We start from the raw sequence: 17,042 nt of genomic DNA, 5'->3' as shown, positions 1-17,042 counted from the left end.
CATGTGGGCTTACCCCACACCCTCAGCCGAGACGGGTCTCCGTCTACGGAGACCCCGTCGACTCGCATTATCGGCAGCCCAGCCAAGGATCTGCCACAAGCCCCGGCGCCGTTCAGGAACCCGGCAGCCGAGAGGAAGGGCCCGTGACGATCAGGCGGTGCGCGCGGCGCGGCCGGTCGCCCATGTGGCGGCGGCATCCGCGACACGACGCCCCAGCGCCTCAGCGGTGGCAATGTCGCTGGCCGTCACCCCCTCGGTCCCCTGATCCACGTTGGACTGAGCGGCGGCACCCAGGAAGAAGCCCAGCCTGTTGAGATCGTTCTCGCTCCCCTGGGACGAGTTCCAGCCACCCTGCATGCCGAGCGAGATCCAGTGCATACCGTGCTGCGACGCCAGCGTCGCGAACCACTGGAGGGTCGACTGCTTGTCGCCCGCCTTGGAACCCGAGTTGGTGAATCCAGCCGCCAGCTTGTCCTTCCAAACCTGCCCGAACCAACGCTCGGAGCTGGCCTCCGCGAAACCGTGGAAAGCGGTGGCAGCGGTTCCCATGTAGGTGGGGGAACCAAAGATGATCGCATCCGAGGCATCCAGCTGCCCCCACTGGGCGTCGGTGATCTCACCGACGGCGATCAGGTTCACGACGGCGCCGGCCTCCTTGGCGCCACGCTGGACAGCCTCGGCAATGACGGTGGTGTGACCGAAGCCGGAGTGATAGGCGATGGACACGATGGGCGAAGTCATAGGTACCTCCTACGCTTGAAAATGAAAGCTTCGAGATTCAACTTATTGGCGCCCCCGCAGGTGAACCGGGTAGGAGGCGGACTGATCATGGTTAAAATCCGACACTTGGGTGTGCCGACTGCTCTGGTTACGCTGGCATCGGCCAGATTCCTTGTGTGATGGTGGCTACTGGTGACGGTGAGAAAACGACAGAGCAGACCGCGCGAGATCGCGGACATCGGCTTCGCTCCCGCTGTCGGCACGCCTGCCGGCATCGAAGTCATCTCTCTGGCCGACCTGCGGGAGCGGGCCGCCGTCCACATGAGCGAAGAACGGTTGCAGGCACCGCAGCGACCCGCGTTCCACCTCCTGATCACCCTCTCCAGCGGCTCGTTGTGGCACACGGTGGATTTCACCGGCTACGCCCTTGAGCCGGGCTCCTGGCTCTGGGTCCGGCCCGGTCAGGTACAGCAGTGGGGTGATCTGGACGACGCCGAGGGCACTCTGGTCCTCTTCGAGGGCGACTTCCTAGATACGGCTACCGTGGCCGCAGCGCAGATAGACGATCCGTACGCCCCCGCACTCCAGGTTCCCGGTCCCGAGGACCGTCACGCGCTGGAGATGGCCGTGGACCATCTCGCGCTGGAGTTCCAGGCGTTGCGCGGCATCTCCCTGGAAGCGCACGTGGCGGTGTTGCGCCACCTGCTGGCAGTCCTCGTGCTGCGCCTTTCGCAGCGCACCGCGCCCGTCGGCAGCCCGGCACCGGACCCAGGGGAGACATTCCTGCATTTCCGTGACGCGGTCGAACGCGACTTCACCCGCACCCGCCGCCTGGAGGACTACGCCCAAGCCCTGGGCTACTCACCCCGCACTCTCTCCAGGGCCGCGCTGACCGGAGCAGGAGTGGGGGCGAAGGAGTTCATCGACCGGCGGGTCGTCCTGGAGGCCAAGCGCCTCCTGGCACACGGCAATCAATCAGCCGCCCGTGTCGCGGCGCAACTGGGCTTCACCAGCGCGACCAACTTCAGCAAGTACTTTCACCAGCGCACCGGCCAGTCTCCCATCGCCTTCCGTGCGACCGTCCGCGGCCGCTCCTCGGAGGACGGCGGGAGCGAAGCGCCCGACGCCAGGCGACCTGGGCACTGAGCGCCGCTCCCGCGAGCGGCACCAAGAGACAGAGACCCACAGAGGCCGCCCGCCGACGGGCCGGTTCACATCAGCAGCCGGGTGACGCCGAGGACTGCCGCGCAGGACACAGCTTCGGCGACGAACAACGCAGCGTCCGGCCAGTCGTGGCCGGGCCCCATCGCGGCGTAGGCGATCCGCCGCCGGTCCCCACGCGAGGCGGGCCAGGCCATTGCCGACTGCGCAACCAGCGGACTGGGGCGATGCACACCGGAACTCGACGGCCGGGGAAGGCGCCGACCCACAGGCCGAGGGTGACGGCCGGAGTGACGACCCCCTGGAGACGACGACACCCGCGCGGGCACCGCGCCGACGATCACCGCCGCGGCCACGAGCGAAGATGCGGCTACGGCCGATCCCGGCCGAGTGGGGAAACCATCATCACCCAACGGACGGTGCTGGCCGCGGCAGGGAAGACACCGCCGGCCGGGACGAACTCCACGACGGGCCCGTGCGCCGGAGGGTGGTCACAGTGGCCCACCACCCGGCGCACGGGCCCGTCGTGAATATGAGTCAGCCCCAGTTCATCTCGCCGGTGTTGACCTTGGCACCCAGATCCAGAGCCACCGCCAGTCCCAGGTCTGGGTGACGCTGGAGCATCGCGGACTTCAGAGCCTCGGAGTCGTTGCTGTGCTTGGCCAGCTCCTCCTCGAACTCGGCAAGGTAGGTGCGCGTAAAGCCGATCACCGAAGCATCGCTGGCGGAGTCGGCGGAACGGTGGCCGGCGACCACGAACCGCGGGGCGAGCCGCTCCATCTCGGCGAGCGTCTCGTCCCAGGCGCGCCGCTCACGCGACGTAGGGGTGTCGGCGGTCCACACATGCAGACCGGCGAAGAGCAGGACCCCGCCCACCACCGCGCGGTCCTCGGGCTGCCACAGGTACTCGGTGCGCCAGACCAGGTCGGGGTGGCCGCCGCGCAGCTCGAAGTCGTGGCCCTCGATGCTGACGCGGTCTCCTTCCAGCACCTCCGGGACGATCACCTCGGTGGGCATGTTCTTGCCCAGGTGTGCCCAGGTCTTGAGCTTGCCCTGCCAGCTGCTCTTGATCCGCTCCACGGTGGTGGCGGTGGCGACGATCCTGGCGTCGGGGAACGCCTGTCGGATCACTTCCAGGCCGAAGTAGTAGTCAGGGTCGGCGGTGGTGACCACGACGGTGGTCAGCTCCTTGCCGCTGTCGATGACGTCCGCCAGGACCCGGTGCTGTTCGGCGAGCGTGAACTGGCCGTCGACCAGGAGTGCTTCGCGCTCGCCTGTGATCAGGACGGAGGACTTGTTCAGGCCGGTGTCGCCGGCCGTGTGAACGGAATACGTCAGGCTGGACATGGGTGATGCACTGCCCTTCGAGGGGTTGTGTGTGGGTGGCTTCAGGCGGCCGCGGTGGCGGCCACGTGCTGGTCCAGGGCGTGGGTGAGTGCGTCGGCCGAGGCGACCGGGCCGCCCAGACGGTCGGTGCCGTGGGCGGTGTGCAGCAGCAGCGTTGGGTAGGCATCGACGCCCAGACGGCGCACCTCGAGGAAGTCGGCCTCGGCCTCGGCACGGGCGGCGGGCGAAGCGAACACGGCCGCCACCGCCTCGGCGTCCAGACTCAGCTCGGCGGCGAGGTCCCGGTAGACCTCGCTGTCGGACAGACTGCGGCCGTCGACGTACCAGGCACGCTGCATCGCGGCCGCCGCGTCCAGGGCGTTCACGCCTGGCTGGCTGCGCAGCGCGACCAGGCCGACGGCGGCATCGGCGGAGTCCATCACCACGTTTCCGTCCGCCAGCGCGGCCCGGTACCCGTCGCCGAAAGTGACACCGGTCAGTTGGGTGACGCGCTCGTTGGCGCCGGGGATGTGCGGGTAGGCCGACACCGGAAGTGCGCGCGAGCCGGTGAACAGACCGCCGGACAGCACGCGCAGCTCAAGCCGGTCCGCGTTGGCGGCGGCGAACTCATGCAAGGCGGGCCCGAAGCCGTAGCACCAGCCGCAGTAGGCGTCGAAGGCGTAGGTCAGCCGAATGCGCTCCACAGAACTCATCGCGCTTCGTCCTTTCCGGAATCCGTCACCCGGCTCTCTGCAGCGGTCGGGTCGATGCCATCAAAACTATGCTCAGAGGCCTGTAGTTGCCGGATACGCAGACGACTCTCCATGGTCAAAATCCGACTGCCCGACGGTCCCTCAGGGGGAAGGGCGAGATTACGGACGGAGTCGGCTGCACGTCATGCAGATGCCACGCAAAACGCCCGGCCGGAGATGTCCGGCCGGGCGTTTCGTGGGCGCGACAGGGCAACCCCACGTCTGCCCTGTCGCTGTGCGGCTAGCGCGCCGTGGTGTTTCCTTCGCCGCCGACGACGACGGGGGCGCCCTTCACCGGCGTGGACTCGCCGAGCTTCCAGCCCTTCGGCTTCGCGCCGGGCACCTCGACGACCTTGACGTCGGACGGCTTCTCGGTGGTGTTTCCTTCGCCGCCGACGACGACGGGGGCGCCCTTCACCGGCGTGGACTCGCCGAGCTTCCAGCCCTTCGGCTTCGCGCCGGGCACCTCGACGGCGGACGGCTTCTCGCCCGTGACGGGGCCGCCCTCGACGACCGTGAGGTCTCGCAGCTTCTTGGCGGTGCCCGGCTTGATGTGGTGCGGGTGGGGGTTGCCGGGCGCCTCGACGGCCGTGGTGCCGTGGTGCTTGGTGGTGCTGCTGCCGGTCGAGGCCGCAGCGGCAACCCCGCCCGAGGCGAGCAGCACGGCCAGTGCGCCGGCCATCACGGCACCCTGGCGACGCGAGATGCTGTTCGTACGCAGCTTCATGTGATCAACTCCTTCGCAGGTGGAGGGAGACAGGGGTACCGGCACGAGTCCGGCCCCGTTTCCCTCGGAATCGAGTACGAGGCAACTCTCGGCCCTGCCTGCTGAAGATCCGCTGAACGTCCTGAAGATCTCCTTCAGCACCTGATGTCTCAGGCCCGATGCCTGGCGTCGAAGTCGACGGAGTGGGTGGTCAGCTTGCCCAGGAGCTCGATCAGCGTGCGGGTCTCGTCCTCGCTGAGGGCGCCCGCCCACTCCTGCTCCCGCTTGTTGTGGGCGAGGAACGCGGAGGTGATCGCTTCCTGGCCGGAGTCGGTGAGCGAGAGTTCCACGGCGCGTCCGTCGTAGGCCGCGCGCTCCTTGCGCACCAGGCCGTCACGCTCCAGCGTGTTCACCAGCGCCGACACGGCCGCCCGGCTCATGCCGGACAACTCCGCGACCTTCCTCGCCTCGACCGGGGCGGACAGCCAGATCGCGAACAGCACACGGAACCCGGGCCACGACCAGCCGCGCGGCCGGTGCACGGTGGATTCGAGGTCGTAGACCACCATGTTGGCCGCCCGGTGGAGCGTGAACACCAGCCGCATGGCGAGCGGCTCGATGCCGGGCAGTTCCCGGGAGACCCGCTCGACGGCGTAGTCGATGAACGACCAGAAGTGCAGATGCTCGGGGTCGGACGGTTCCAGGGTCATCCTCGGAGTGTAGGTCGCTGGAAGATACGGGCCCGTTCACCTGCGAGCGCGAGGTTTCCGACCAGTGACAGAGGGATGTCGCTCGGGTCTTCCCAAGGGCTGGCACAGGGGGTACGGTGCCAATTAATCAAAGCTTTGACTACATGATTTCGGTCTGATTCATACCGATTCCTTTGGTCTGTTCCTCCCGGTTCGCACTTTGCGTTCCGATGGTGCGAACCGCCCGGTGGAGCATCCCGCCAGATGCCCCACCGGCCTCCCCCGTCGCGATCCGCCACCGGCGACCGCACTGTCAGTGCCACTCATGGGAGTCCCCATGCCCGAAGCTCTAGCTCCCCCCAACCCTGGCGCCCTGCGCGCCTCAATGTCCCGATTCGCCACGGGCGTCACCGTCGTCACCTACGACGGCGAGGACGGCCCTCGGGGAGCCACCATGAACTCCTTCACATCCGTGTCGGCCGACCCTCCACTGGTGCTGCTCAGCGTCGCCCGCCGGGCCCGCTGCCATGACCCGCTCCTGCGTCAGCCGTTCTGCGTCAACGTCCTCGGCGCCGAACAGGAGCGACTGGCCCGCCTGTTCGCCGGGGCTCAAGGCTTGGGCAAACCCGGCTGGGTCGCCGGCGCCCGGGTGCCACGGCTGGCCAATCCCCTCGCCTGGATCGAGTGCGACCCCTGGCGCGCGTACGACGGCGGCGACCACACCCTCGTCGTCGGTCATGTCACCGACCTGGGCCACCGCGACGGTGACGCCCTCACCTACACCTGGAGCCGCTTCGGCACGGCCGCCGAGTCGTCCGACGGCATCGAACACCTCATCTGACGTCCCGCCTTCCCGCCGACTCCCCCTCAGGAGCATCACCATGGCCGCACGTACCGGCAAGGAATACCTCGAGCGACTGTCCGCCTCCCGTCCCACGGTGCACATCCAGGGCGAGACCATCACCGGCGGTGTCCAGGACCACCCGGCCTTCCGCAATGTGGTGCGCACCTACGCCGAGCTGTACGACCTTCAGCACTCCGCCGAGCACAAGGACACCCTGACCTACACCTCCCCCACCTCCGGCGAGCCGGTCGGCACCTCGTTCCTTACCCCGAAGACGCCGGAAGACCTGGTCAAGCGGCGCAAGGCGTTCAAGGTGTGGGCCGACTACAGCAACGGCATGCTCGGCCGCACCGGCGACTACATGAACAGCTCCCTGATGGCGCTGGCCTCCGCCGCCGACTGGTTCGCCCAGGCCAACCCCGCCTTCGGCGAGAACATCCGCCGCTACTACGAGAAGGTCCGTGAAGAGGACCTGCTGTGCACGCACACCCTGATCCCGCCGCAGGTCAACCGTGCGATGGCCGGCACCCAGCAGGCCGGCGGCAAGCTGGCCGCGCGGATCGTGAAGGAGGACGACAACGGGGTCGTCATCCGCGGCGCGCGGATGCTCGCCACCATCGCCCCGTTCGCCGACGAGATGCTCGTCTTCCCCTCCACCGTGCTGCGCGGCACCCCCGAGGACAAGCCGTACTCGTACGCCTTCGCCATCCCCAACGACACGCCCGGCCTGCGCTACATCGCCCGCGAACCGCTCGACTACGACCGCCCCCGCCACGACCACCCGCTCTCCTCCCGCTTCGAGGAGTCGGACTGCGTGGTCGTCTTCGACGACGTGCACGTCCCCTTCGAGCGCTGTTTCGCGCTCGGCGACGCCGAGTTGTGCAACGGCTTCTACTCCCAGACGTCGTCCGTGGTGCACATGACGCACCAGGTCGTCACCCGGACGTCCGCCAAGACCGAGTACATCCTGGGTCTGGTGTCCCTGCTGACCGAGGCCATCGGCATCGAGCAGTTCCAGCACGTCCAGGAGGACATCGCCGAGATCATCACCACGCTGGAGATGCTGCGCGCCTTCCTGCGCGCCGCCGAGGCCGACGCCGAGATCAACGAGTACGGCGTCCTCACCCCGGCCTTCGCCCCGCTGAACGCGGCCCGCAATCTCTACCCCAAGCTCTACCAGCGCTTCCCGCAGATCCTGCGCAAGCTCGGCGCCTCCGGCCTGATGGCCACGCCGACCGAGCTCGACATCAACGGCCCGGCCGCCGCCGACATCGAGGCCTACCTGCAGTCCGCGACCCTGACCGGCCCGGAGCGCGTGAAGCTGTTCCGGCTGGTGTGGGACACCTGCATCTCCGCCTTCTCCAGCCGCCAGGCCCTGTACGAGTACTACTTCTTCGGCGACCCGGTCCGCATGGCAGGCGCCTACGTGAAGTCCTACGACCGCGAGCCCTACAAGGCCAGGGTCCAGGAATTCCTGGAGCGTTCCTGATGACACATCCGCTCGGGAACCCTCCGTCGAAGATCATCGCGGTCCACCTCAACTACCCCAGCCGGGCGAAGGAACGCGGACGGGCACCGTCGCAGCCCTCGTACTTCCTCAAGCCGCCGTCGTCCCTGTCCGGTACCAAGGAGGCGATCATCCGGCCCGAGGGGTGCGAACTCCTCGGCTTCGAGGGCGAGATCGCGCTCGTCATCGGCTCGCGCGCCCAACACGTGACGCCCGAGGACGGCTGGTCGTATGTGCGCTGGGTGACCGCCGCCAACGACGCGGGCGTGTACGACCTGCGCTACGCCGACAGCGGCTCCAACGTCCGATCCAAGGGCGCCGACGGCTTCACACCGATCGGACCGCGGCTGCTGGACGCCCGTGAACTCGACCCCGCCGCCCTGCAGTTGCGCACCTGGGTCAACAGCGAGCTGGTCCAGGACGACACCAGCGACACACTGCTCTTCCCTTTCGGGCAACTCGTCGCCGACCTGTCCCGGCTGGTCACACTGGAGCCCGGAGACGTGATCCTCACCGGCACACCAGCCGGCGCCTCCGTCGTCTCGCCAGGCGATCTGGTCGAGGTCGAGGTGAGCGGCGGCGGGCTGTCCACCGGGCGGCTGCGCAATCCGATCGCCGCGGGGCCCGCGCTCGACCCGTACGGCGCCATGCCCCGCGTCGGTCCGGCAGAGCGCGAGGCCGCATACGGCTCGGCGTACATCCCCGAGCCGCTGCTCGGCAAGGAGATCGAGGACGGTCTGCGCTCGGTGGCAGTCGCCACGCTCAGCGCACAGCTGCGCAAGCGCGGTCTGCCGCACATGTCGATCGACGGCGTACGTCCCACACAGCCGGGCACCGGCATGGTCGGCGTCGCCCACACCCTGCGCTATCTGCCGCTGCGCGAGGACCTGTTCCAGAAGTACGGCAACGACATGAACGCCCAGAAGCGGGCGATCGAAGAGCTGCGCCCCGGCCAGATACTGGTGATGGACGCCCGGCGGGACACCTCCGCAGGAACGCTCGGCGACATCCTGGCTCTGCGCGCACAGCAGCGCGGTGCGGCCGGCGTTGTCACCGACGGCGGGCTGCGCGACAGCGCGGCCGTGACCGACCTCGGCCTGCCGGTCTACCACGGCGGGGAGCACCCGTCCGTCCTCGGCCGCCGTCACGTCCCCTGGGACACCGGTGTGCCGATCGCCTGCGGCGGCGCCCTGGTCCAGCCCGGCGACCTGCTCGTGGGGGACGCGGACGGCGTGGTGGTCGTACCACCCGAACTGGCCGGGGAGCTGATCGCCGACTGCCGTGAGCAGGAGGCACAGGAGCGGTTCATCACCGAGCAAGTGCGGGCCGGACACGGCATCGAGGGGCTCTATCCGCTGGGTCCCCAGTGGCGTGAGGCCTATAAGCAGTGGCGCAAGCAGCACGACGTGGGAGGAGAATCCCTGTGAAGTTCCGAAGCGACCCGTCCACAATCCGCGGGTCCATCGCTCCGGTGGTCACGCCGTTCACCGCGGACGGTGCCGTCGACCACGACAGCCTGCGGGCACTGATCCGCTTCCAGCTGGAGTCCGGCTCGCACGGCATCTCGCTGGGCGGCTCGACCGGTGAGCCCAGTGCGCAGTCCGCCGCCGAGCGGATCGCGGGGATGCGCACGGTCGCGGACGAGATCGGCGACCGCGTCCCGTTCCTACCGGGCACCGGCTCGCACAAGCTCGACGAGACTCTCGAAATCACCGCCGCCGCCCAGGAGTTGGGCGCCGACGCGGCGCTCGTCATCACTCCGTACTACGCGCGGCCCACGCAAGAGGCTCTCTACCAGTGGTACGCGACGGTGGCCCGGGAGTTCCCCGACCTGCCGATCGTCGCCTACAACGTGCCCTCCCGCACCGCCGTGGACATCGCGCCGGAGACGGTGAAGCGCCTGTTCACCGACTTCGACAACTTCGTCGGGGTCAAGGAGACGACGAAGGACTTCGAGCACTTCTCGCGCGTCATGCACGCCTGCGGCCGCTCGCTCCTGGTGTGGTCCGGCATCGAACTGCTCTGTCTGCCGCTGCTGGCGCTGGGCGGCGCCGGGTTCGTGTCGGCCGTCGCCAACCTCGCGCCGACGGCCGTGGCACGGATGTACGAGCTGTGGGAGGCGGGCGATTTCGACGCCGCCCGCGATCTGCACTACCGGCTGCACCCGCTGGTCGACCTGCTGTTCGTGGAGACCAACCCGGCGCCCGCGAAATGGGTGCTGCACCAGCAGGGCCGCATCGCCTCCCCCCATGTCCGCCCGCCCCTCATCACCCCCACCGACGCGGGTCTGGCAAAGATCCGCACGCTGCTCGCCGAGGGCGGCACTCTCACCGCACCGATCGGAGTCGTTCAGTGACCATCGTCCCCGGGAGCCTGCCCTCCGCCATCCGCCACTGGATCGGCGGCGAACTCGTCGACGCGGCCGACGGCCGTACTTTCGACGTCTCCGGGCCGGTGTCCAACACTCCGTACGCGCAGGCCGCGCGCGGTTCGGCGGCCGACATCGACCGGGCGGTGCGGGCGGCCGGCGCCGCCTTCCCGGAGTGGGCCGGGCTGTCCAACCGGGCGCGCGCTAGCACGCTGTACCGCATCGCGAATGCCGTCGAGGCCTGCCATGACCGGCTCGCCACCTACGAGACGTACGACACCGGACTGCCGATCACCCAGGCACGCGGCCAGGCCCGCCGGGCCGCGGAGAACTTCCGCTACTTCGCGGACGTCATCGTGGCGCTGGGCGAGGAGGCGTTCCGGCAGGGCGAGGAACAGTTCTCCTACGTCCGGCGCACACCGGTCGGAGTGGCCGGACTGATCACACCCTGGAACACGCCGTTCATGCTGGAGAGCTGGAAGCTGGCGCCCGCGCTGGCCTCCGGCTGCACGCTGGTGCTGAAGCCGGCCGAATGGACACCGCTGTCCGCGTCGCTGTGGCCGGAGATCTTCGCTACGGCGGGCGTGCCGGCCGGGACAGTGAACATCGTCCACGGCATCGGCGAGGAGGCCGGGCAGGCTCTCGTCGACCACCCGGACGTGCCGCTGATCTCCTTCACCGGCTCCACGGACACCGGCCGCCACATCATCCGCTCCAGCGCCCAGCACCTGAAGACCACGTCGATGGAGCTGGGCGGCAAGTCCCCGGCCGTCGTCTTCGCCGACGCCGACCTCGAAGCCGCCCTGGATTCGGTCGTGTTCGGGGTGTTCTCCCTCAACGGCGAGCGCTGCACGGCCGGTTCACGGGTGCTGGTGGAACGGCCGCTGTACGCGGAGTTCGTTCAGCGCCTCGCCGAACGTGCCGCCAACGTACGCGTCGGGCTGCCGTCCGACCCGGCGACCGAGGTGGGCGCACTCGTCCACGCGGAGCACTACGAACGCGTCCTGAACTACGTCGAGATCGGCAAGAAGGAGGCCCGCCTCGTCGCGGGCGGCTCCCGGCCCGACCACCTGAGCGAGGGCAACTACCTCCAGCCAACCGTCTTCGCCGACGTGCCCCGCGACGCCCGCATCTTCCAGGAGGAGATCTTCGGCCCGGTCGTCGCCGTCGCTCCCTTCGACGACGAGGCCGAGGCGATCGAACTCGCCAACGCGACCCGGTACGGCCTCGCCGCCTACATCTGGACCTCCGACCTCAAGCGCGGACACCGCATCGCCCACGCCGTCGAGTCCGGCATGGTCTGGATCAACTCCCACAACATCCGTGACCTGCGCACGCCCTTCGGCGGAGTCAAGGACTCCGGCGTCGGCCGCGAGGGCGGCGCCCACTCCATCGACTTCTACACCGACTCCAAAATCGTCCATGTCGCCCTCGGCGACGTCCACACCCCCCGTTTCGGCGCTGCCTCATGAACGCACCTGATGTCGTCCGGTCCGCGTACGCCCAGCTCGCCGTCACCGACCTCGGCGCCGCCCGCTGGTTCTGGGTCGACATGCTCGGCTTCCACGTCCAGTACGAGGACTCCGGCTCCCTCTATCTGCGCGGAACCGACGAGCTGACCCACCACTCCCTGGTGTTGCGCAAAGGCAAGGTCGCGGCCCTCGACCACATCGCCTACCGGGTCCGCACCCCCGAGGACGTCGACAAGGCGGAGAAGTTCTTCGCCGAACTCGGCCGCCCCGTCAAGCGGCTGAAGAAGGGAGAGGGCACGCGCGGCATCGGCGATGCGGTGCGGGTGGTCGACCCGCTGGGCTTCCCCGTCGAGTTCTTCTACGAGATCGACCGCGCCGAACGCCTGATCCAGCGCTACGACCTGCACCGCGGCGCCGAGATCGCCCGCCTGGACCACTTCAACATCTGCACCCCCGACATCCCGGCCGCCTACGCCCACTACAAGTCGCTGGGCTTCGGCTGCTCGGAGACCATCGAGGGCGACGAGCACGAGCTGTACGCGGCCTGGATGTACCGCAAGCAGACCGTGCACGACGTCGCCTTCACCGGCGGCGACGGCCCCCGCCTGCACCACCTGGGCCTCGCCACCCACGAGTCCCACCAAGTCCTGCGCACCGCTGACCTGTTCGGAGCCGTGCGCAAGGAGCACCACATCGAGCGCGGCCCGGGACGGCACGGCGTCTCCAACGCCTTCTACGTCTACCTCCGCGATCCCGACGGCCACCGCGTGGAGATCTATACCTCGGACTACTACACCGGCGACCCCGACCACGAGACGTACCGCTGGAACGTCCACGACGACCGCCGCCGCGATTTCTGGGGCAACGCCGTCATCGAGTCCTGGTACAAGGAGGCCACCCCGGTCCTCGACCTCGACGGCCGGCCGCAACCCGTCTCCGACGCCCTCCTGGACGAGGCCGCCGTCAAGGTCGGCGCCGACGGCCTCGGCTGAGTCTCCCGGGGGCCCGAATACCGGGGCCCCCTCTTCCACACAGGAGAGCACCGTGCGCTCAGTGACGACACCTCAGGACGACACGTCCGCCGGACGCTTCGAATTCTGGCGCGAGGTCGTCCGCCGAAGCTTCGTGCCCATGGAAGCCGTACCGGGCGAGACGTCCGACTTCCACGCTTCCCTGCACACCTCCCACCTCGGCGCCGTGCAGGTGTCGGTCGTGGCCGCGCAGCCGCACGGTGTCACCCATACCTCTGGGCACATCACCTCCGACCAACCCGACTTCGTCAAGGTGAGTCTGCAGCTGACCGGCCGCTGCCGCCTGGCCCAAGGGGACCGCCAAGCCCTGCTGGCCCCCGGCGAGTTGGCCATCTACGACACGCGCCGCCCCTACACACTCGACTGCGAGCTGCCGTACAGCATGCTCGTGCTGATGTTCCCGCGCGCCCTGCTGCGGCTGACGGAACAGGAGCTGGCGAGGGTCAACGCCGCCACCGTCCCGTGCCAAGAGGGACTGGGCCCGGTGGTCCAGCCCTTCCTGCGCGGCCTGGCCCGTCAGGTGCGGGAGCTGCAAGGAGTGGGCGAAGACCGCCTCGCGGACAGCGCGGTCGACCTCGTGAGCGCTCTGCTCGCGCAGCACGGCAGCTCTTCCGCTCACCGAGAAGACGGGCCGGAGGCGCTCAGACAGCGCATCCTCCTCTACATGGAGCAGCGGCTCGCCGATCCCGAGCTGGGCCCGGACCGGATCGCCGCGGCCCACCGCATCTCACGCCGCTACCTCTACAAGCTCCTGGCCGAACAGGGGCACACGGTCTCCGGCTGGATCCGCGAGCGGCGGCTCACACAGTGCCGACGTGACCTCGCCGATCCCGCACTCGCCGGCCTCCCCATCGGCGCCGTGGCCGGCCGCTGGGGTTTTCCCGACGCGGCGCACTTCAGCCACGCGTTCAAGGCGGCGTACGGCATGAGCCCTCGGGAGACCCGTGAAGCGGCTCAGGCCCAGTAGCCGGACGGGCAAGGTGTACGCGCAGTCCTCATCCGGCAGTGCCGGGGGCCTGTCGTTTCGGCGCCTTACGGGAATCCGTGCCCGGCACCGCAAGACGTCGTGCACGCCACCGCAAACCGGGATCTCCCACCAGAGCGACGCTCACCGTATGCGAGCCGCACACTCCGCCGACGACCGAGCCGGGCGGCGAGTGGTCATGTGCCCGCTTCGTCCTGGCAGCGACAGGACCGACGACTCAGAACACAGGAGCACACAATGAGCCAGACCCTCTTCATCGGCGGCACCTGGCAGTCGGCCGCGTCCGGCGCCGAGTTCGACACCGTCGACCCGGCGACCGGTGCGCCGCACGCACGGTGCGCCGACGCCGACCGAGCAGACGTGGACGAGGCGGTCGCGGCAGCCCGGGCAGCGCTCGACAGCCCCGCCTGGGCGGGTCTCGCGCCGGCGGAACGGGCTCGCATCCTGTGGCGCGTGGGCGACCTGATCGACGAACATGCCGAAGAACTAGCCCAGCTGGAGACCCTCGATCAGGGCCAGCCGATCGGCGTTTCGCGGATGGTGAGCGTCAAGGTCGCAGCCGAGCACTTCCGCTACTACGCGGGCTGGGTCACCAAGCTCTACGGCGAGACGGCTCCGATGTCTTTTCCCAACGTGCTGCAGTACACCAAGCGGGAGCCGGTCGGCGTGTGTGCGCTCATCACCCCGTGGAACTTCCCCCTGATGATCGCGAGTTGGAAGATCGCGCCCGCGCTGGCATGCGGCAACACCGTGATCGTCAAGCCCGCGGAGCAGACGCCCATGACCACGGTCCGGCTCGTCCAGCTGTGCCAGGAGGCCGGCATCCCGGACGGTGTGGTGAACCTGCTCACAGGCGGCCCGAAAGCCGGTCGCGCACTGGTCGAGCACCCGGGCGTCGACAAGGTCTCCTTCACCGGCTCCACCGAGACCGGCCGCGCAATCGTGCACGCTTCGACAGGCAATCTGAAGCGGGTCTCGCTGGAGCTCGGCGGCAAAGCGCCCAGTATCGTGCTGCCCGACGCCGACCTCGACGCGGCCGTCGCTGGGTGTCTGCAGGGTGCGCTCCTCAACAGCGGGCAGGTGTGCGCCGCGTACACCCGCTTCCTGGTCCACCGCTCGTTGGCCGACGAATTCGCCGAACGCTGCGCCAAGGCGGCCGGTCAGATGCGCCTGGGGCCGGGCAACGCCGAAGCCACCGACTTGGGCCCGCTGGTCACTGCCGAGCACCGCGCGCACGTCCACGCGCTCGTCCGCAGCGGCGTTGACGAGGGGGCGGCCCTGGTCACCGGCGGCTCTTCCGCCGACCTGCCCGGCTACTTCTACCGGCCCACTGTCTTCACCGGCGTCCGCGACGACATGCGTATCGCTCGCGAGGAGATCTTCGGCCCCGTGCTCGCGGTCCTCCCCTTCGATGAGGAGGACGAGGTCGTCGCCCGCGCCAACGACACCGAGTATGGGCTCGCCGCCGCCGTCTGGACCCGGGACGTGGCAGCAGCCCACCGCGTCGCCAGCCGCGTCCGCGCCGGAACCGTGTACATCAACATGTCCAACCCAGTGGACGCCTCGACACCCTGGGGCGGCTACGGGTCCAGTGGGTGGGGCCGCGAGATGGGCAGCGGCGCCATCGACCTGTACACCGAGGTGAAGAGCGTCTGGACGTCGCTGGCATAAGCGGGCTGCCGGTCCACACCTGTCCACGTCGATCTGTAATCTGCTCGCCGACGGACGGCTCCGGCCACCGTATCGATCCGGGGCGGAGCCGTCCTGAGCTCCCGTCCTGACCGGTGCTCTGGAGAAGGTCGTGCACCAGCATGGTGATCTGCGCGGGCGCTCCGAAGGGACCACCGCGGAAAGTGCCACACACTCGCGGGCGCAACGCCACGTTCGCAGAGAGTCGACCTCAGCTCTGTGCATCCATGAGCGCGGTGGCCGTGAGCCACACGACCGCCTGGTTGAGGCGTTCGGGATGAAGGGCGCACAAGGCATCGAAGAATTCGATGCGGCTCGTTGTCGAGTTCAGGAGCCGGTCCGCGTCACGGATGTACTGCCGAGTTTCCTCGATGGTGTCCGGACTGTCCGGAAGCGCCTTGTTCTTGTGTCCGCAGACGATGTGGCGCGGCGCGAGCTTCTCGACCGTGTCGAGCGCCTGAAGCCACTTTGCACGCCCTCCATCCGCAGACTCGGAGAGGTACACGTGCACGCCGTTGTAAACGACATCGCCGGCGACGACGAGCCCGATCGAGGGAACGTGAAGCACGGTGGTGCCGTCGGTATCGGTGTGCCCGACTTCGACGGAGCGCAGAACGTTGCCCTCCAGAAGAAACCCTTGCGGTGGTACGGGCTGTGCGAGCACGGGAGTCGGCGGGATCTGGCCGGGGAACAGGTTGTCCCACTGGGCCTTTCTGAACTCCGCCGAGCTCTGCTGCCGCATGAGACGGATGCTGTCCTCGCCGGCGAGGACCACGGCGCCGGGGAAGCGCTCGACCAGAGGGCCGGAGGCGAACCAATGGTCACCGTGGCCGTGGGTGATGAAAATGTGTTCGAGGTGCTTGCCCGACCGTTCGACCCAGTCACCCACCCTCTGGGCCTGATCGATCGTCAGCGGGGGATCGACCAGTACTGCGTTCTCTTCCCCATAGATCAGCGTGGTCGACATCGGCGACCAGGAGAACAGCTCTCCGTTGGGGATGGGATCCGTGACGCTGGTGGGGATCGGATCGGAGATGAAGACTTCGTACGCCAAGTCGGTCTGGGAGACCATCTCTACCACGCCCTTTTCCGTGTGGTGGTTGCCTGGTGGCACTTGATAGAGGCGGACGGCTCGGCCGCCCTTCCTCACCTCGGGACCATGACGTCCCAGTGCTCGACGGCTCGCCCGTCCGCCACCCGGAACAGGTCGTGGAACACGAAGTCGGCGCCCGCGAAGACACCCACCGAACGGATGTAGGCGAAGTCTCCCTCGGTGACGACGTCCAGTACGTCGGAGTACTTGAGGGACTGGCCGGCCTTCGCCAGCTCACCCAGTGCGGCCGCCAGTCCGCTGATGCCGTCGGCGAAGCGGGGATTGTGCTGGATGTAGGACTCGCCCGCCAGGTGGCGGTCCACGTCGGAGAAGTCGTTGTCGACCAGAATCGTGCGCACCGCCCCTTCCGCCACCTTGCGCGTGGCGTCTGTGTCGGCCGCCGCGTCGATGACGGCGACGCCGTCGACCTGGGTGTGACCGTTGGCGGTCTGTTCCACGATGGGCTCCTGGTCACCCCAGTGGCCGGTGATCTGCCCATCCGTGATCTGCCAGAGATCGAAGGCTGCGGCCTGGCCGCCGTCGGGGAAGGTGGTCGTGGCGTGAGTCACGACGAAGTGCCCCTGCGCCAGCACGCGGTGCACCTGGTTCTTGCGCCCAGTGGTGCCGTCGATGGCCGCGAGGACAACCTGCTTGTTGGCTTCGTTGCTCATGGCGTTCGCCTCTTGTCGTTCGTAAGCG

The 17,042-nt window shown here is 68.6% G+C and carries 17 protein-coding genes; 9 read left to right on the top strand and 8 right to left on the bottom strand.

The window, feature by feature from the left end:
- Positions 1–150: 150 nt before the first annotated feature.
- Positions 151–741 (bottom strand): flavodoxin family protein, encoded by a 591-nt coding sequence (locus tag OG223_RS53650; protein WP_329240545.1) that lies wholly within the window; start codon positions 739–741, stop codon positions 151–153.
- A gap of 171 nt (positions 742–912) precedes the next feature.
- On the opposite strand from OG223_RS53650, the gene OG223_RS53645 reads away from it, so the two are divergent.
- Entirely contained in the window at positions 913–1,866 is a 954-nt protein-coding gene (locus OG223_RS53645) for a helix-turn-helix domain-containing protein (RefSeq protein WP_329240548.1), read from the top strand.
- Between the two features lie 65 nt (positions 1,867–1,931).
- On the opposite strand, the gene OG223_RS53640 is transcribed toward OG223_RS53645, so the two are convergent.
- From OG223_RS53640 to OG223_RS53620, 5 genes are all read right to left on the bottom strand, one after another.
- Positions 1,932–2,078 carry a hypothetical protein gene (locus OG223_RS53640; RefSeq protein ID WP_329240551.1) on the bottom strand — a complete coding sequence of 49 codons (147 nt, stop codon included), beginning with the start codon at positions 2,076–2,078 and terminating at the stop codon, positions 1,932–1,934.
- A gap of 340 nt (positions 2,079–2,418) precedes the next feature.
- Entirely contained in the window at positions 2,419–3,228 is an 810-nt protein-coding gene (locus tag OG223_RS53635) for an MBL fold metallo-hydrolase (RefSeq protein ID WP_329240554.1), read from the bottom strand.
- A gap of 41 nt (positions 3,229–3,269) precedes the next feature.
- The gene (locus tag OG223_RS53630) at positions 3,270–3,920 is read right to left on the bottom strand and encodes a DsbA family protein (RefSeq protein WP_329240556.1); all 651 of its coding nucleotides are present in this window, start codon (positions 3,918–3,920) and stop codon (positions 3,270–3,272) included.
- A gap of 280 nt (positions 3,921–4,200) precedes the next feature.
- Positions 4,201–4,686 (bottom strand): hypothetical protein, encoded by a 486-nt coding sequence (locus OG223_RS53625; protein WP_329240559.1) that lies wholly within the window; start codon positions 4,684–4,686, stop codon positions 4,201–4,203.
- A gap of 149 nt (positions 4,687–4,835) precedes the next feature.
- Entirely contained in the window at positions 4,836–5,375 is a 540-nt protein-coding gene (locus OG223_RS53620; RefSeq protein ID WP_329240562.1) for a MarR family winged helix-turn-helix transcriptional regulator, read from the bottom strand.
- A gap of 364 nt (positions 5,376–5,739) precedes the next feature.
- On the opposite strand from OG223_RS53620, the gene OG223_RS53615 reads away from it, so the two are divergent.
- From OG223_RS53615 to OG223_RS53580, 8 genes are all read left to right on the top strand, one after another.
- Positions 5,740–6,195 (top strand): flavin reductase family protein, encoded by a 456-nt coding sequence (locus OG223_RS53615; protein WP_329240565.1) that lies wholly within the window; start codon positions 5,740–5,742, stop codon positions 6,193–6,195.
- A gap of 40 nt (positions 6,196–6,235) precedes the next feature.
- Positions 6,236–7,687, top strand: a complete 1,452-nt coding sequence (gene hpaB, locus OG223_RS53610) for a 4-hydroxyphenylacetate 3-monooxygenase, oxygenase component (protein WP_329240568.1) — start codon at positions 6,236–6,238, stop codon at positions 7,685–7,687.
- Positions 7,687–9,132 (top strand): fumarylacetoacetate hydrolase family protein, encoded by a 1,446-nt coding sequence (locus tag OG223_RS53605; RefSeq protein WP_329240569.1) that lies wholly within the window; start codon positions 7,687–7,689, stop codon positions 9,130–9,132. The genes hpaB and OG223_RS53605 overlap by 1 nt, the downstream gene beginning before the upstream one ends.
- The gene (gene dapA / locus OG223_RS53600) at positions 9,129–10,061 is read left to right on the top strand and encodes a 4-hydroxy-tetrahydrodipicolinate synthase (protein WP_329240571.1); all 933 of its coding nucleotides are present in this window, start codon (positions 9,129–9,131) and stop codon (positions 10,059–10,061) included. The genes OG223_RS53605 and dapA overlap by 4 nt, the downstream gene beginning before the upstream one ends.
- Positions 10,058–11,545 carry a 5-carboxymethyl-2-hydroxymuconate semialdehyde dehydrogenase gene (gene hpaE / locus OG223_RS53595; RefSeq protein WP_329240573.1) on the top strand — a complete coding sequence of 496 codons (1,488 nt, stop codon included), beginning with the start codon at positions 10,058–10,060 and terminating at the stop codon, positions 11,543–11,545. The genes dapA and hpaE overlap by 4 nt, the downstream gene beginning before the upstream one ends.
- Positions 11,542–12,537 carry a 3,4-dihydroxyphenylacetate 2,3-dioxygenase gene (gene hpaD / locus OG223_RS53590; protein ID WP_329240575.1) on the top strand — a complete coding sequence of 332 codons (996 nt, stop codon included), beginning with the start codon at positions 11,542–11,544 and terminating at the stop codon, positions 12,535–12,537. The genes hpaE and hpaD overlap by 4 nt, the downstream gene beginning before the upstream one ends.
- Positions 12,538–12,598: 61 nt before the next feature.
- Positions 12,599–13,543 (top strand): helix-turn-helix domain-containing protein, encoded by a 945-nt coding sequence (locus OG223_RS53585; RefSeq protein ID WP_329240579.1) that lies wholly within the window; start codon positions 12,599–12,601, stop codon positions 13,541–13,543.
- Between the two features lie 255 nt (positions 13,544–13,798).
- Positions 13,799–15,232, top strand: a complete 1,434-nt coding sequence (locus tag OG223_RS53580; protein ID WP_329240582.1) for an aldehyde dehydrogenase family protein — start codon at positions 13,799–13,801, stop codon at positions 15,230–15,232.
- Positions 15,233–15,461: 229 nt separating this feature from the next.
- On the opposite strand, the gene OG223_RS53575 is transcribed toward OG223_RS53580, so the two are convergent.
- Both OG223_RS53575 and OG223_RS53570 read right to left on the bottom strand, forming a co-directional pair.
- Complete coding sequence (locus tag OG223_RS53575; RefSeq protein WP_329240585.1) at positions 15,462–16,322, bottom strand: MBL fold metallo-hydrolase; 861 nt, start codon at positions 16,320–16,322, stop codon at positions 15,462–15,464.
- A 74-nt stretch (positions 16,323–16,396) separates the two neighbouring features.
- Positions 16,397–17,014, bottom strand: coding sequence for a hypothetical protein (locus OG223_RS53570; protein WP_329240588.1), 618 nt, complete (start codon positions 17,012–17,014; stop codon positions 16,397–16,399).
- Between the last annotated feature and the right edge of the window lie 28 nt (positions 17,015–17,042).

It is taken from the genome of Streptomyces sp. NBC_01478, from assembly GCF_036227225.1.
Lineage (GTDB): Bacteria > Actinomycetota > Actinomycetes > Streptomycetales > Streptomycetaceae > Streptomyces.
Note: the sequence above shows the minus strand (reverse complement) of the source record. Positions and strands in the feature narration are given on the sequence as shown.